This is a genomic window from Polaromonas sp. (assembly GCF_029945925.1).
GTDB lineage: Bacteria > Pseudomonadota > Gammaproteobacteria > Burkholderiales > Burkholderiaceae_C > Polaromonas.
This window is the reverse complement of the sequence record NZ_JAQSDN010000025.1, coordinates 17,331-30,386: the sequence shown is the minus strand read 5'-3', so window position 1 is coordinate 30,386 and position 13,056 is coordinate 17,331. Positions and strand designations below refer to the sequence as shown.

The window sequence follows — 13,056 nt, the reverse complement described above, 5'->3', positions numbered from 1 at the left end:
TTTGTGTACACCCCGGCTCATTCCTACAACTCGGGCGCCACCGCCTACGCCAAGATCAGCACCGAAAGCGGCGCCATGAGCGCCTCACCGCACCAGCTGATCACCATGCTGTTTGATGGCGCGAAAACCGCCATCACCATGGCGCGCCACCACATGGCCAACCAGGACATCGCGGCCAAGGGCAGGGCGATTTCCAAGGCGATCAACATCGTCGACAACGGCCTCAAGGCCAGCCTGGACGCCGAAGCGGGCGGCATGGCCGGCGCCAACCTGGTCGCAGATTTGTCGGCGCTTTACGATTACATCGCCCAGCGCCTGATGTACGCCAACCTGCGCAATGACCCGGCGCTGCTTGACGAAGCAGACCGTTTGCTCGACAACATCAGTTCTGCCTGGCGCGAGATTGACCCGCATAAACCCAGTGACGTGCCAGATACATCCGCTGCGCCCGCGACCGCCCGTCTTTCCATAGGCGTTTGAGATGTGCTCCCACAGTGAAGTCATGCACTGCTACGAGCAGATTGCATCGCTGAGCGAGCGCATGTTGTTGCTGGCCCGCACCAAGCAGTGGGGTGATCTGCCGGCGCTGGAAGCCCAGTACAGCGACATGGTGGCCCGCCTGAAGGCCATCGAAGCGCTGGAGGCGCTCGATGAGGCGCAGTCGGCCCGCAAGTACCAGCTGCTCAGTCGGATCAATGCCAACCACGACGGGATTTCCAGCTTGGTGGTGCCGCAGCTGGCCAGGCTGAGGGACGCGCTCAAGAGCCTGGAGCAACAGGAAAGCCTGCACAAGGTCTATGGCCAGACCGATGATGCCCTGTTATGAGTGGTGTCACGCCCCTGCTTGACACGCTGCTGGCCACGCGGCTGGCGCAGCGTGTGGATCTGGTTCCATTAAAGGGGGAGCTCGAGATCGCCGGCCCCGGTGCCGTGACAAATGTCGAAAAAATCAGCAATGACGTCCGCCTGCCATCGCGCGAAGCCCTGCAGCGTCAGTTGGCCGGGGTGCTTTCCGACAAGGGTGACAGCGGGCAGGGTCGCGCCTCCAACCGGGCGGGTGGGGCCGTGACCCTGAGTGCCGCCGCCCGTGTTGTCAGCACCATCCTGAATCTGCCGACCGATTCGGTGCCTGCCGTGCGAGGAACGGTCCCCCTTGCACCGCAGGTTGCCACACTGGCGGTGCCCGTCCTGGCGGCGACGCTGGCCCGGACGGTTGCCGGCTCAGGCCTGTTTTATGAATCCCACCTGCAGCAGTATGCCGCCGGCACGCGCACGCTGGCCCAGATGGTGCAGGAGCCGCAAGCCGGGCTGCCGTCTGCCGCCAGGCGCGTCATGATCGCTCCGGCGACGCCTATGGCGATTCCGGATCTGGTTGCCGGCGGTGCCGGAGGGCTCCCGACGCCAGCCATACCGGCCGCCTCTGCCGTGGCGCTTGCGGGAGCCGTTGCTGCACTGCCCGGCGTCGATACGCAAGCGCTTGCGACGCCGCCGCAGGATGCCGCCCCGGCTGCCCCGCTTGCCACATCGGACGGCAGCGCCGAACCCGGCGCCAATCCGGACCGCGCGCCGCAGCCGCCGGTCATCAGGATTGTTCATCCGGAAACAGCCGAACTCGCCGCGGCCTACCGCCGTGTGGGGACGCCGGCAAGCGGGCTGGGCGCCCTGCATGGCGCTGGCGGACAGGAATTTACCGACGCGGAGCCCGGCACGGGCTCCGTACCCGCTCAAGAGCGTGGCGAACCGGTCGCAGCCATTCATCCGGAGGCTGTTGCGCTGGTGCGCCAGCAACTCGAGATGCTGGCATCACCGGTATTTCGCTGGAGCGGCGAAGGCTGGCCGGGCATGGCCATGGACTGGGAAATACACGAGGAGCGCGGTGAGCCGCAGGAACAGGAGGAGGGCCGCGGTGACGACGGCGATCTCCCGGCTGCCTCCACCTGGACCACCCGGGTCACCATGCAATTGCCCAGGCTGGGCGCCGTGGACCTCCGCTTGAGCCTTGCCGACACCGCGCTACGGCTGCATCTGGTGGCCTCGGAAAAGGCCACCGTGGCACTGCTCGACGCGGGCCGCGATGTGTTGCCGCAGCGTTTCGGTGCATTGGGGCTGCAGTTGACCGAGTTGCAGATCGGCGCCTTGACGGAAGACACCTCGGCATCGGCCACACCGGGGCAGGAAGATGCCGCTTGACACCCCCCAGGGACCCATGGCCGAAAGCCCGCTGCCCACCAGGCCAAGCGCGATTGCGCTTTCTGCTGGGGTCGGAAATGCTGCACCCAGGGTCGTCGCCAAGGGCTACGGCGCCGTGGCCGAGGCCATCGTCCAGCGTGCGCAGGAAAGCGGCCTGTACGTCCACACCTCGCCAGATCTGGTGAAACTGCTGATGCATGTGGACCTCGATTCCCGGATCCCGCCCAACCTGTACATCGCCGTCGCGGAAATGCTGTCCTGGGTGCACCAGCTTGAGAGGCAGCAGAAGTAGGCAGTAATAGCTGCCAAGTCGCCAGAAAGACTTTTTAAATAACTAAAAGTTTGGTTTTGGCGGTCTGATTGGCTCATTTATTTGATAATCGACGTAAAAATGATACTCAAACGATAAATATGTTTCCTATATGTAAGTTTTACGATTGGTGTGTTAAAAATTGCAATACAGGCTTTGTCTGACGTAAGTGATGAGAAATCTGTGAAAGCGCGGAAATTTGACAAAAGCACTGCCGTTTACTCTGCTTTTGACCCCCTCCGCAATGAACATGACGAGATACAAGGAGTTCAGACGTGATTGAAACTGGTACCGCCAACGAGGTTGGCGATTTGAATTTGGCTTACCTGCTGCTTGCCCAGCGACTGGTCAGGGAAGATGTCGCCTCTGCCATGTTCCGGCTTGGCATGAGCCGGGAACTGGCCGACCTGCTTGGCAGCCTGTCGCTTTCGCAGATTGTGAAGCTGGCCGGCTCCAGCCTGCTGCTGTGCCGCTTCAGGTTTGACGACCAACCCATTTTGTCGGCCCTGACGCTGGACGGCAAAAATCTGGCCTTGCAGCAGGCGCACGCCGCCATTTTGCTGTCCGGCCAGCAGGTCGAGGCGGTCCGGTGATGTGCCGCCCTGCCCACGCCGTCAACGCACTTTACATTTGCGGGAGCCGTCCTCATGGCCACTAAAAGTGTCATCCTTGAAGCACGTGAAATTCACCTGGCCATTGACCTGATCAAGCTGGGTGCCCGCCTGCAGTTCCTGGAAGCCGAAACCAGCCTGAGCCGGGACCGCCTGGTCAAGCTGTACAAGGAGATCAAGGGCGCTTCGCCCCCCAAAGGCTTGCTGCCTTTCTCCACCGACTGGTTCATGACCTGGATGTCGAACATCCACTCGTCGATGTTTTACAACATCTACCGCTTCATGGTCACGCATGGGGGGTGCACCCGGATTCCGGCCATCATCAAGGCCTACCGGCTTTATCTCGAGCAGGTGCAGCAGCAGGGCGGCGAGCCGGTTCTTGACTTCACCCGGGCCTGGACACTGGTGCGTTTCTTTGACAGCGACATGTTGCAGCTGAGCACTTGCACCCGCTGCACGGGCCTCTTTGTCGCCCATGCCCACGACTCCCAGTCCGGTTACGTCTGCGTGTTGTGCCGCCCTCCCTCGCGTGCAGGCAAGACACGCAAGATCAGCGTCCAACATGACCATGCCGACATGCCAGTCGCCGTCGCCGGCAACCAGCGCGTGGCGTCATCCTCGCAATGGCTGGCGGATGTGATGAACGGGGCGCACGGGGCACAGGCGGCTGGCTTGCCAGCCGCCTGATTTGAATGATTAGTGGGAGAACACTGTGCTGGTGATTGTTGGCTATTTGGTTGTGCTGGGGTCCGTGTTCGGCGGCTATGCGCTGATGGGCGGGCATTTCGGCGTGCTGTTTCAGCCGCTCGAGGTGCTGATCATTGGCGGGGCCGCCGTGGGGGCATTTATCGCAGGCAACGACGGCAAGACCATACGCGCCACGATGAAGCAGCTTCCCAAGTTGCTGGGCAACTCGAAGAAACACGACAAGGCGCTCTACATGGAACTGCTGGCACTGCTGTATGTGCTGCTGTCCAAGGGCCGCAAGGAAGGAATGATGGCGCTGGAGTCGGACATCGACGACCCCCAGAACAGCCCCATTTTTGCCCCCTACCCGGTGATCCTGAAAGACGAGCGTGTGCTGGAGTTCATGACCGACTACCTGCGCCTGATCGTGAGCGGCAACACCGATGCGCATGAGATCGGCGAGTTGATGGAGCACGAGCTCGAGACCTACAAGCACGAGGCGGAGGTTCCTGCGCACAGCCTGACGCGGGTCGGCGATGCGCTTCCGGCGCTGGGCATTGTCGCTGCGGTTCTCGGTGTTGTGCATGCGCTGGCATCCGCCGACCTGCCGCCTGCGGAGATGGGGCAATTGATTGCACATGCGATGGTCGGCACTTTTCTCGGCATCCTGCTGGCCTACGGCTTTGTCTCGCCGCTGGCCACGCTGATCGAGCACAAGGTGGTCGAATCCCTCAAGGTCTACCAGTGCGTCAAGGTCACCCTGATGGCGAGCCTGAATGGTTATGCACCCCAGTTGGCGGTGGAATTCGGCCGCAAAATCCTGTGTTCGACCGAACGGCCTTCCTTTTCCGAGCTTGATGAACATGTCCGCGACGTCAAGAGCCGCTAAGGCGGGCGGGAGGAGTCTGCCATGAGCGACGCTGGCGGCAAACGGCCCATCATCATTATCAGGCGGCCGGTGATGGCGGCGGCCCATCACGGCGGGGCATGGAAAATCGCATTCGCCGATTTCATGACGGCGATGTTCGCGTTTTTCCTGGTCATGTGGTTGTTGAGCACCTCGTCGCCCAAGCAGCTGGCCGGCATTGCGGAACAATTCAAGATGCCCCTGGCGGTGGCCGTCAGCGGCGGCAAGAAAAGCAGCACCAGCACCAGCGTGATACCGGGTGGGGGCGCCGACCCGACTTCCCGTATAGACGGCGAAGTCAGCAAATCCGACGAAGAGAGCGCCAACGACCCCAATGACGGCAGGCGCCTCGACGACCTGAAGAAACGGTTGGACGACATGATCGAGTCCAGCCCGGTTCTCAAGCAGTTCCGGCCGCAGCTGCTGATCGACATCACGCCCGAAGGCCTGCGGATCCAGATCGTCGACAGCAGCAACCGACCCATGTTCGACCGTTCCAGCGCTGTGGTGGCGTCCTACATGCGCACCATCCTGCGCGAACTCGGACCGGTGCTCAACGAACAACCCAGCAAACTGACGCTCTCCGGACACACCGACTCAACGGCGTACACGCAGGGCGACAAGTCCTACAGCAACTGGGAGCTGTCCGCAGACCGGGCCAACGCGTCGCGGCGGGAACTGCTTGCCGGTGGCATGCAGGACACGAAGGTGTTGCGGGTCGTGGGGGTGTCTTCGAGTGTGCACCTGAACAAGGATGACCCGTATGCACCGGTCAACCGCCGCATCAGCATCGTGGTGCTGAACAGGCGTGCGCAAGCAGATATAGAAAACGCCAATGCCGTTCCTTCCGACGCCGCCGCCCTCAAGCAGGTCAGTGTCAGGCCGGACGGCGGCAAGCAAACCGCGGTGCCCCCGACAGCCCTCAAACCTGGAAGCCGGATCTGATGAACAGAAAAACCATATTGGTGGTCGACGATTCGGCCGTGATGCGTCATTTGAACTCGGCAGTTCTCGAAGAAGGGGGCTACCACGTGCTGCTGGCCGAAGACGGCAGTGCTGCCCTGGAGCAGGTCAACAAGTCCGCCGTCGACCTGGTGCTGACCGACTGGACCATGATTCCCATGGACGGCTGCGAGCTCACGCGCCAATTGCGGCAGCGGCCCGATTGCACGCAGGTGCCCATCCTGATTCTGAGCACGGTCAGCAACGATGCCAGCAAGGCAGCGGCGAGAAAAGCCGGCGCCACCGGCTGGCTGTGCAAGCCCATCGAGCCCGAAACCCTTCTGGCGGTGGTGGGCAGCCTGATGGCCTGACACCGGCTTCCTCCCCGGTGGGCGACATCTGTCGCACGCCGGGGACAGACAGTACCTAACACGAGAGACTTAGCGCGATGGATATCACCCAGTTTTACCAGGCATTTTTTGAGGAGGCCGACGAGTTGCTCGCCGAGATGGAGTTGCTGCTTCTGGGGCTCGATCTCGAGGCGCCGGACAGCGAGCATCTCAACGCCATCTTTCGTGCCGCGCATTCGATCAAGGGCGGCGCAGCCACGTTCGGTTTTCTCGCCCTGACGGAGACCACGCACCTGCTGGAAAACCTGTTCGACCGTGCGCGCCACGGGGAACTCAAACTGAACACCAGGCTGATGGATGCCTTTCTGGAGACCAAAGACGTGCTGCAAAAACAAATGAATGCCTACCGGGATGGCGGCGAACCCGACCGCGAGACCGTCGTGCGAATCTGCGAGGTGCTGCGGCAGCTGGCTCAGGAGGAAGAGGGCGGGCCGGCTGCCGCGGCTCCAGCCGCCCCCGCCCAGGCGGTGGCCGTTGTGGCGGAGCCGGTCCTGCCTGCGGGTGAGCCGGCTGCCGCCGCGGACGGACGGACGTTGAAGGTGCGTTTCAGCAAAATCTCCGAAGGCGACGGCCGGGTGCTCAGCGAGGAGCTGGCCAATCTGGGCAAGGTGACCGCCCAAACCCGGACGGAGGACAGCCTGAGCATCTGGCTCAAGACCACTTGTGATGCCGATGACATCATTGCCGTGTGCTGTTTCATCATCGAGGCCGATCAGATGGAAATCAGCACGGAGCCCCTGGCCGCTCCCGATGCCGCGCCAGTGGCCCCGCAAGTCAGCCTCCTGACGGGCCAGGCTGTTCCCCCGGAGAGTTCTGCGGTGGCACCGGGTCCAGTTAAGCCCGCCGCGGGTGCCGCCGCGGCTGCGGCGACCGGAGGCGCCAAGGAGTCAAGTTCCATTCGGGTGGATGTCGAAAAGGTCGACCAGATCATCAACCTGGTCGGTGAGCTCGTGATCACCCAGTCGATGCTGACGCAGACCGCATCGACGCTGGACCCGGTTCTGCACGAGCGCCTGCTCAGCGGCATGGGCCATCTTGAGCGCAATGCCCGGGATCTGCAGGAATCGGTGATGTCGATCCGGATGATGCCCATGGACTACGTCTTCAGTCGTTTTCCGCGCCTGATCCGCGACCTGTCGGCCAAACTCGGCAAGCAGGTCCAGTTGGTCACGGTCGGCAAGGAAACAGAGCTGGACAAGAGCCTGATCGAGCGGATCATCGACCCGATCACCCACTTGGTCCGCAACAGCCTGGACCACGGCATCGAAAGTCCCGAGCAGCGCGTTTTCGCGGGCAAGGACCCGGTCGGGCGCCTGACCATGTCGGCACAGCACCAGGGCGGCAGCATCGTGATCGAGGTCAAGGACGACGGCGGCGGGCTGGTCCGGGAGAGGATTCTGGCCAAGGCGATCCAGCAGGGCATGGCGATCAGCGAGACCATTTCCGATGACGAAGTCTGGCAGCTGATTTTTGCGCCCGGATTTTCCACGGCAGAGGCCGTGACGGACGTGTCCGGTCGCGGAGTGGGCATGGATGTGGTGAAACGCAATATCCACGAAATGGGCGGCCACGTGGAAATCGCGTCCGCACAAGGCAAGGGCACGACCATCAGGATCGTCCTGCCGCTGACGCTGGCCATCCTCAACGGCATGTCGGTCAAGGTTGGCAAGGAGATCTACATTCTTCCGCTGAACTACGTCATCGAATCCCTGCAACCGCTGGAAAAGGATGTCCACTCGATCACCAGCGACGAACATGTCATGCATGTACGCGGCGAGTACCTGGCGCTGATCGAGCTGCACAAGCTGTTCGGAGTCCCCGATGCGGTGAGCCATCCGATGCAGGGCATCGCTGTCATCGTGCAGGCCGACGGAACGCGTTTTGCCCTCCTGGTGGATCAACTGGTCGGCCAGCATCAGGTGGTGGTCAAGAACCTGGAAACCAACTACCGCAAGGTGCCGGGCATTTCCGCTGCAACGATTCTGGGCGACGGCAACGTGGCGCTGATCATTGATGTCGTGGCAGTGCAGCGGATCAACCGCGAAAAGGCAGGCCAGCGGGGCTTGCCTCGTCAGGGGTTCGAGCAAAACCCAGGCTGATCCTCCCCTGTCGCCCAGCCGGTCTGTTGGGCGTCCGCGGGGGGAGGGGCGAAGCACGGTACCATGGCGGTAAATTCAGCAAACAAGCATCAAATACGCTGAAATAGTCAAATTCATGAACCAATCCATCAAAATACCCCATTTGCCGGATGCCAACCTTTTCGGGTTTTCTTGTGACGCGTGAACCGCAATCCTTTGAGAACGCCATTTCGGCGAAAGAGTTTTCCAGTGACGACTACTGCGGCACCACCTATGCCGCCAAGTTGCTGGGGCTGTCGGTGGCCACGGTGCAGTCGCTGGTTGAAAGGGGGGAAATCCCGGCCTGGAAAACACTGGGCGGCCATCGCAGGCTGTCCCTGCGTGCGATCAATAGCTACCTGAAAAAACACAACCCGCAACTCACCCAGGCCGAACCGGATCCCCGGCAGCGTCTGAGTGTCCTGGTGGTGGAAGACGAAGAACTGACCCGCGAGTTGTACCTCTCCCATTTCGACGAATGGGACCTGGCGATGGACTGCACCTTCATGCCGTCGGCCATGGAAGCGCTGATGGACATTGCCAGCATGCGGCCGGACTTGCTGATCACGGACCTGAACATGCCCGGCGTCGATGGCATCGAGATGCTGCGCAGCATCAAGCGCAACCAGCAACTGGCCGCCATGCAGATTCTGGTGATCAGCGGTTTGTCCCAGGAAGCCATCCAGGCCAGGGGCGGCCTTCCGTCCGACGCCCATTTCCATGGAAAACCGATCAATTTTGACTGGTTGCAAGGGTATGTTACCGCCCTGATCGGGGCCAATCGCAGATGGCGTTGATGCAGTGCTGATGCGGCAGGTTCCCGGCGGTTTGGGCGCCGTTTCCGTCAGTTGACAGCATACGCCCGTTGAGTCAAGCCCTCCAGGCGCGTCGCTTCAGTCCGGTGCGAACCGGTATATACCATCATCGCCCAGCCGGCGCTGCAGCCGGCCTTCAAACCACAAGGTGTGCAGATGTGCCACGGCCTCACCCATGGCGAAGGTGGTCTGGTGCAGGTCCAGGGCACGCTTGAACATCACGGGCAGGATGTCTGCGCCGCTGCACGGGCTGGCCTGGCAGGCTTGTATTACCTCGGCCAGACGGTCGCGGTGATGCTCATGCAGCTGCGCAATCCGTGTGTGCAGGCCCCGGAAGGGCTTGCCGTGCGAGGGCAGGGTCAGCGTGTCGGCGTGCAAGGGCGCAAACTTGTTGATGGACTGCAAAAACAGGGTCAGCGGATTCGATTCGGGCTCGGTGTCGTACACGCTGACATTGGTAGAGATGCGCGGCAGCACCATGTCGCCGCTGATCAGCGTTTGTGTTTCGGCGCAGTGCAGCGCAATGTGTTCGGGCGCATGGCCGTAACCGCTGATGCAGGTCCAGCGGCGTCCGCCGATGGTGATGACCTGGCCGTCCATCATGCGGTGGAAGTGGGCGGGCACTTCGGGTACCAGGCCCGGGTAATAGTTGGCGCGAGCCCGGATCAGGGCCAGGGATTCGGGGTCGGTCAGGCCATGCGAGGCAAAAAAAGCGGCGGCGCTGTCGCCGCCGAAGCCGGTGCTGTTCCCGGTGGCCAGGCGCGCCGTGTGGTAATCGGTGGCGCTGATCCACAGCGGCGCGTTCCAGCGCCGGCACAACCAGTGCGCCAGGCCGATGTGGTCCGGGTGCATGTGCGTCACGATAACCCGCAGAATCGGCAGGCCTTCCAGTTCACCGGCAAAAATCTGTTCCCACTGCGCTTTCGCCTCGTCCCGGCTGACGCAGCAATCCACCACGGTCCAGCCGGGCACGGCGCCGTCGGGGCCGGGCAGTTCGTCGCGCAGCAGCCAGAGGTTGATGTGGTCCAGCACAAAGGGCAGGCGCATGCGCAGCCACTTGACGCCCGGGGCGACCTCCATGGCACCGCCGGACGGCGGCAGGGCATCGCCGAAAGGGTAGTGCAGCTGGGCTTCCTGTGGATTCATCTTGTAAGATCGCCGTTTGGATTGACGTTTACGTTAACGTAAACTTGATGCCTGCATTACACCCGAATTAGCGAGCGGGCTCACCAGCAACCTGTCCCCAGGGTTTCACCACATGGCAACCACGACCACGCACTCCATCAGCGATCTGGCCAAAGAGTTCGACCTGACCACACGCGCCATCCGTTTTTACGAAGACATGGGCCTGTTGCAGCCGCAGCGCGAGGGGCCCGGCGGGCGCAACCGCGTGTACAGTGCGCGCGACCGCACCCGGCTCAAGCTCACCCTGCGTGCCAAGCGCCTGGGGCTGAGCCTGTCCGAGGCGAAGGAAATCATCGACACCTACGACAGCCCGCGCGACACCGGCCCGCAACTGAAAAAATTCCTGGCCGTGCTGGCCCAGCACCGCAAGCAGCTCGAGGAACAGATGGCCGATCTGCAGGCCAACCTCGAAGAGGTCAGGCTCCACGAAAAGGAAGCCCGCGCCCTGCTGGCCAAGACGGCCAAAACCGCAAAATAGGCCATAATTGACGTTTACGTAAACGTCAACCAGGAACCGGCCATGGAACTGCCCCATTTCGAGCCCAAGGATCAGGCTTACGCGGCCCGCGTGCAGGACAGTTTTGCACGCCAGGGGGCCATGGCCACCCTGGGCGCCTCGCTGGCCGGCATCACGCCTGGCCGGGTGGTCATCGAGCTCGATTGGGCCGCCGGGCTGAGCCAGCAGCACGGCTTTCTGCATGCCGGCATGGTGGCCACGGCGCTCGACTCGGCCTGCGGTTACGCCGGCTTCACGCTCATGCCGCTTGACGCCGGCGTGCTGACCATCGAATACAAGATCAACCTGCTCGCCCCCGCCAAAGGCCAGCGTTTTCGCATGGTGGGCCAGGTGATCAAGCCCGGGCGCACCGTGACCGTGACCGAGGGGCGCGCCTATGCCATCGACGACGGCCGCGAAAAACTCATTGCCACCATGGGCGCCACGCTGATGACCATCACCGGCCGCGACGACGTGAAAAACTGAACCAGAAAAGGAGACTTTCCCATGAACAACCTGCCCGGACTCAACTTCCAGCTCGGCGAAGACATTGACGCACTGCGCGACGCGGTGCGCGAATTCGCCCAGGCCGAGATCGCGCCGCGCGCCGCCGCCATCGATGCCAACGACCAGTTCCCCATGGACCTCTGGCAGAAAATGGGCAGCCTGGGCGTGCTCGGCATCACCGTCAGCGAGGAGTACGGCGGTGCCAACATGGGTTACCTGGCGCACATGATCGCCATGGAAGAAATCAGCCGCGCCAGCGCCTCCGTGGGCCTGTCCTACGGCGCGCACAGCAACCTGTGCGTCAACCAGATCAAGCGCAACGGCACCGAAGCGCAACGCGCCAAATACCTGCCCAAACTGATCAGCGGCGAACATGTCGGTGCTCTGGCCATGAGCGAGCCCGGCGCCGGCAGCGACGTGATCAGCATGAAGCTGAAAGCCGAAGACAAGGGCGGCTACTACCTGCTCAACGGCAGCAAGATGTGGATCACCAACGGCCCCGACGCCGACACCCTGGTGGTTTACGCCAAGACCGAACCTGAACTGGGTGCGCGCGGCGTCACCGCCTTCCTGATCGAAAAAGGCATGAAAGGTTTTTCGGTCGCGCAAAAGCTCGACAAGCTCGGCATGCGCGGCTCGCACACCGGCGAGCTGGTTTTCAGCAATGTCGAGGTGCCGGCGCAGAACATCCTGGGCGGCCTCAACAGCGGCGCCAAGGTGCTCATGAGCGGGCTGGACTACGAACGTGCGGTGCTCACCGGCGGGCCGCTGGGCATCATGCAGTCCGTCATGGACAGCGTGATTCCCTACATTCACGACCGCAAGCAGTTCGGCACCAGCATCGGCGAGTTCCAGTTGATCCAGGGCAAGGTGGCCGACATGTACACCGTGCTGCAGGCCGGCCGCTCCTTTGCCTACACCGTCGCCAAAAACCTCGACCTGCTGGGCACCGAGCATGTGCGCCAGGTGCGCAAGGACTGCGCTTCCGTCATTCTCTGGTGCGCCGAAAAAGCCACCTGGATGGCCGGCGAGGGCGTGCAGATTTTCGGCGGCAACGGCTATATCAACGACTACCCGCTGGGCCGGCTCTGGCGCGATGCCAAGCTGTATGAAATCGGCGCCGGTACCAGCGAGATCCGCCGCATGCTGATCGGGCGCGAGCTGTTTGCCGAGACCATGTAGAGACCAGGTAAATTGCGACGCAGGCCACAATAACGCTTATGACTTCTTCCATCAACGACCTTTTCTCCCACAACCGCGCCTGGGCCGAGCAGATGGAGCGTGATCGCCCCGGCTTTTTCACCAAGCTGGTCAAGCAGCAAAAGCCCAAGTACATGTGGATTGGCTGCTCCGACAGCCGCGTGCCGGCCAACCAGATCACCGGCCTGGAGCCGGGCGAGGTGTTTGTGCACCGCAACGTGGCCAACATCGTGGTGCACTCCGACCTCAACGCGCTGTCGGCCATCCAGTTTGCGGTGGACATGCTCAAGGTCGAACACATCATGGTGGTGGGCCACTACGGTTGTGGCGGCGTGCAGGCGGCGCTGGACGGCGCGCGCATCGGCCTGGCCGACAACTGGATACGCCACATCCAGGACGTGCGCCACCGCCACCGCCAGCTGCTCGACAGCCTGGCCGAGGGCGTGCGCGCCGACGCGCTGTGCGACCTCAATGTGATCGAGCAGGTGGTCAACGTCTGCGTCAGCACCGTCATGGTTGATGCCTGGGCCAAAGGCCAGAAGGTCAGCATCCATGGCTGGGCCTTTGGCGTGCACGACGGCCTGCTGCAGGACCTGAAGATGACCATTTCCGACCCCGCCGATCTCGATACGCTGTACCGTGCCGCGGTGGACCGCGTCTGGGACACGAGACGGTAAAC

16 protein-coding genes are annotated in these 13,056 nt (G+C 62.4%); 15 read left to right on the top strand and 1 reads right to left on the bottom strand.

The features are described from left to right. Positions 1-3 precede the first annotated feature (3 nt). The 11 genes from fliS (at position 4) to PSV40_RS06360 (ending at position 8,971) form a co-directional block, all read left to right on the top strand. Complete coding sequence (fliS, locus tag PSV40_RS06410; RefSeq protein WP_300535665.1) at positions 4-480, top strand: flagellar export chaperone FliS; 477 nt, start codon at positions 4-6, stop codon at positions 478-480. 1 nt (position 481) lies between these two features. Continuing rightward, the gene (locus PSV40_RS06405; RefSeq protein ID WP_300535663.1) at positions 482-826 is read left to right on the top strand and encodes a flagellar protein FliT; all 345 of its coding nucleotides are present in this window, start codon (positions 482-484) and stop codon (positions 824-826) included. Beyond that, a complete protein-coding gene (locus tag PSV40_RS06400) occupies positions 823-2,190 on the top strand; it encodes a flagellar hook-length control protein FliK (RefSeq protein ID WP_300535660.1) in 1,368 nt (455 codons plus the stop codon). Before PSV40_RS06405 ends, PSV40_RS06400 begins: the two co-directional genes overlap by 4 nt. Continuing rightward, complete coding sequence (locus tag PSV40_RS06395; protein ID WP_300535658.1) at positions 2,180-2,482, top strand: EscU/YscU/HrcU family type III secretion system export apparatus switch protein; 303 nt, start codon at positions 2,180-2,182, stop codon at positions 2,480-2,482. Before PSV40_RS06400 ends, PSV40_RS06395 begins: the two co-directional genes overlap by 11 nt. A gap of 293 nt (positions 2,483-2,775) precedes the next feature. Further along, complete coding sequence (gene flhD, locus PSV40_RS06390; RefSeq protein ID WP_300535656.1) at positions 2,776-3,093, top strand: flagellar transcriptional regulator FlhD; 318 nt, start codon at positions 2,776-2,778, stop codon at positions 3,091-3,093. A gap of 54 nt (positions 3,094-3,147) precedes the next feature. Beyond that, positions 3,148-3,798 (top strand): flagellar transcriptional regulator FlhC, encoded by a 651-nt coding sequence (gene flhC, locus PSV40_RS06385; RefSeq protein WP_300535654.1) that lies wholly within the window; start codon positions 3,148-3,150, stop codon positions 3,796-3,798. Between the two features lie 25 nt (positions 3,799-3,823). After that, positions 3,824-4,687 (top strand): flagellar motor stator protein MotA, encoded by an 864-nt coding sequence (gene motA, locus PSV40_RS06380; protein ID WP_300535652.1) that lies wholly within the window; start codon positions 3,824-3,826, stop codon positions 4,685-4,687. 21 nt (positions 4,688-4,708) lie between these two features. Continuing rightward, entirely contained in the window at positions 4,709-5,650 is a 942-nt protein-coding gene (gene motB, locus PSV40_RS06375; protein WP_300535650.1) for a flagellar motor protein MotB, read from the top strand. Beyond that, positions 5,650-6,018 carry a response regulator gene (locus PSV40_RS06370; protein ID WP_300535648.1) on the top strand — a complete coding sequence of 123 codons (369 nt, stop codon included), beginning with the start codon at positions 5,650-5,652 and terminating at the stop codon, positions 6,016-6,018. The genes motB and PSV40_RS06370 overlap by 1 nt, the downstream gene beginning before the upstream one ends. Before the next feature lie 77 nt (positions 6,019-6,095). Further along, the gene (cheA, locus tag PSV40_RS06365) at positions 6,096-8,156 is read left to right on the top strand and encodes a chemotaxis protein CheA (RefSeq protein ID WP_300535646.1); all 2,061 of its coding nucleotides are present in this window, start codon (positions 6,096-6,098) and stop codon (positions 8,154-8,156) included. Positions 8,157-8,305: 149 nt separating this feature from the next. Further along, on the top strand, positions 8,306-8,971 hold the full coding sequence (locus tag PSV40_RS06360; protein ID WP_300535644.1) for a response regulator: 666 nt from the start codon (positions 8,306-8,308) through the stop codon (positions 8,969-8,971). A gap of 96 nt (positions 8,972-9,067) precedes the next feature. Here the strand turns inward: PSV40_RS06360 and PSV40_RS06355 are convergent, their stop codons facing one another. Continuing rightward, the gene (locus PSV40_RS06355) at positions 9,068-10,135 is read right to left on the bottom strand and encodes an MBL fold metallo-hydrolase (protein ID WP_300535642.1); all 1,068 of its coding nucleotides are present in this window, start codon (positions 10,133-10,135) and stop codon (positions 9,068-9,070) included. A 112-nt stretch (positions 10,136-10,247) separates the two neighbouring features. Between PSV40_RS06355 and PSV40_RS06350 the strand changes: the two genes are divergently transcribed. The 4 genes from PSV40_RS06350 to can are packed head-to-tail and all read left to right on the top strand — an operon-like array spanning position 10,248 to position 13,054. Then, on the top strand, positions 10,248-10,652 hold the full coding sequence (locus tag PSV40_RS06350) for a MerR family DNA-binding transcriptional regulator (protein WP_096667450.1): 405 nt from the start codon (positions 10,248-10,250) through the stop codon (positions 10,650-10,652). 42 nt (positions 10,653-10,694) lie between these two features. Further along, positions 10,695-11,156 carry a PaaI family thioesterase gene (locus tag PSV40_RS06345; protein ID WP_300535639.1) on the top strand — a complete coding sequence of 154 codons (462 nt, stop codon included), beginning with the start codon at positions 10,695-10,697 and terminating at the stop codon, positions 11,154-11,156. A gap of 21 nt (positions 11,157-11,177) precedes the next feature. Next, on the top strand, positions 11,178-12,359 hold the full coding sequence (locus PSV40_RS06340) for an isovaleryl-CoA dehydrogenase (protein WP_300535637.1): 1,182 nt from the start codon (positions 11,178-11,180) through the stop codon (positions 12,357-12,359). A gap of 38 nt (positions 12,360-12,397) precedes the next feature. Further along, positions 12,398-13,054: a carbonate dehydratase gene (can, locus tag PSV40_RS06335; protein ID WP_300535634.1), complete on the top strand. Its 657-nt coding sequence runs from the start codon at positions 12,398-12,400 to the stop codon at positions 13,052-13,054. Positions 13,055-13,056: the final 2 nt, after the last annotated feature.

Coding starts and splice junctions, on each gene's coding strand:
- PSV40_RS06340 (WP_300535637.1), top strand. CDS start 11,178: ATGAACAACCTGCCCGGACTCAACTTCCAGCTCGGCGAAGACATTGAC.
- PSV40_RS06345 (WP_300535639.1), top strand. CDS start 10,695: ATGGAACTGCCCCATTTCGAGCCCAAGGATCAGGCTTACGCGGCCCGC.
- cheA (WP_300535646.1), top strand. CDS start 6,096: ATGGATATCACCCAGTTTTACCAGGCATTTTTTGAGGAGGCCGACGAG.
- PSV40_RS06405 (WP_300535663.1), top strand. CDS start 482: ATGTGCTCCCACAGTGAAGTCATGCACTGCTACGAGCAGATTGCATCG.
- PSV40_RS06355 (WP_300535642.1), bottom strand. CDS start 10,135: ATGAATCCACAGGAAGCCCAGCTGCACTACCCTTTCGGCGATGCCCTG.
- PSV40_RS06395 (WP_300535658.1), top strand. CDS start 2,180: ATGCCGCTTGACACCCCCCAGGGACCCATGGCCGAAAGCCCGCTGCCC.
- flhC (WP_300535654.1), top strand. CDS start 3,148: ATGGCCACTAAAAGTGTCATCCTTGAAGCACGTGAAATTCACCTGGCC.
- PSV40_RS06360 (WP_300535644.1), top strand. CDS start 8,306: ATGCCAACCTTTTCGGGTTTTCTTGTGACGCGTGAACCGCAATCCTTT.
- PSV40_RS06350 (WP_096667450.1), top strand. CDS start 10,248: ATGGCAACCACGACCACGCACTCCATCAGCGATCTGGCCAAAGAGTTC.
- PSV40_RS06370 (WP_300535648.1), top strand. CDS start 5,650: ATGAACAGAAAAACCATATTGGTGGTCGACGATTCGGCCGTGATGCGT.
- can (WP_300535634.1), top strand. CDS start 12,398: ATGACTTCTTCCATCAACGACCTTTTCTCCCACAACCGCGCCTGGGCC.
- PSV40_RS06400 (WP_300535660.1), top strand. CDS start 823: ATGAGTGGTGTCACGCCCCTGCTTGACACGCTGCTGGCCACGCGGCTG.
- motB (WP_300535650.1), top strand. CDS start 4,709: ATGAGCGACGCTGGCGGCAAACGGCCCATCATCATTATCAGGCGGCCG.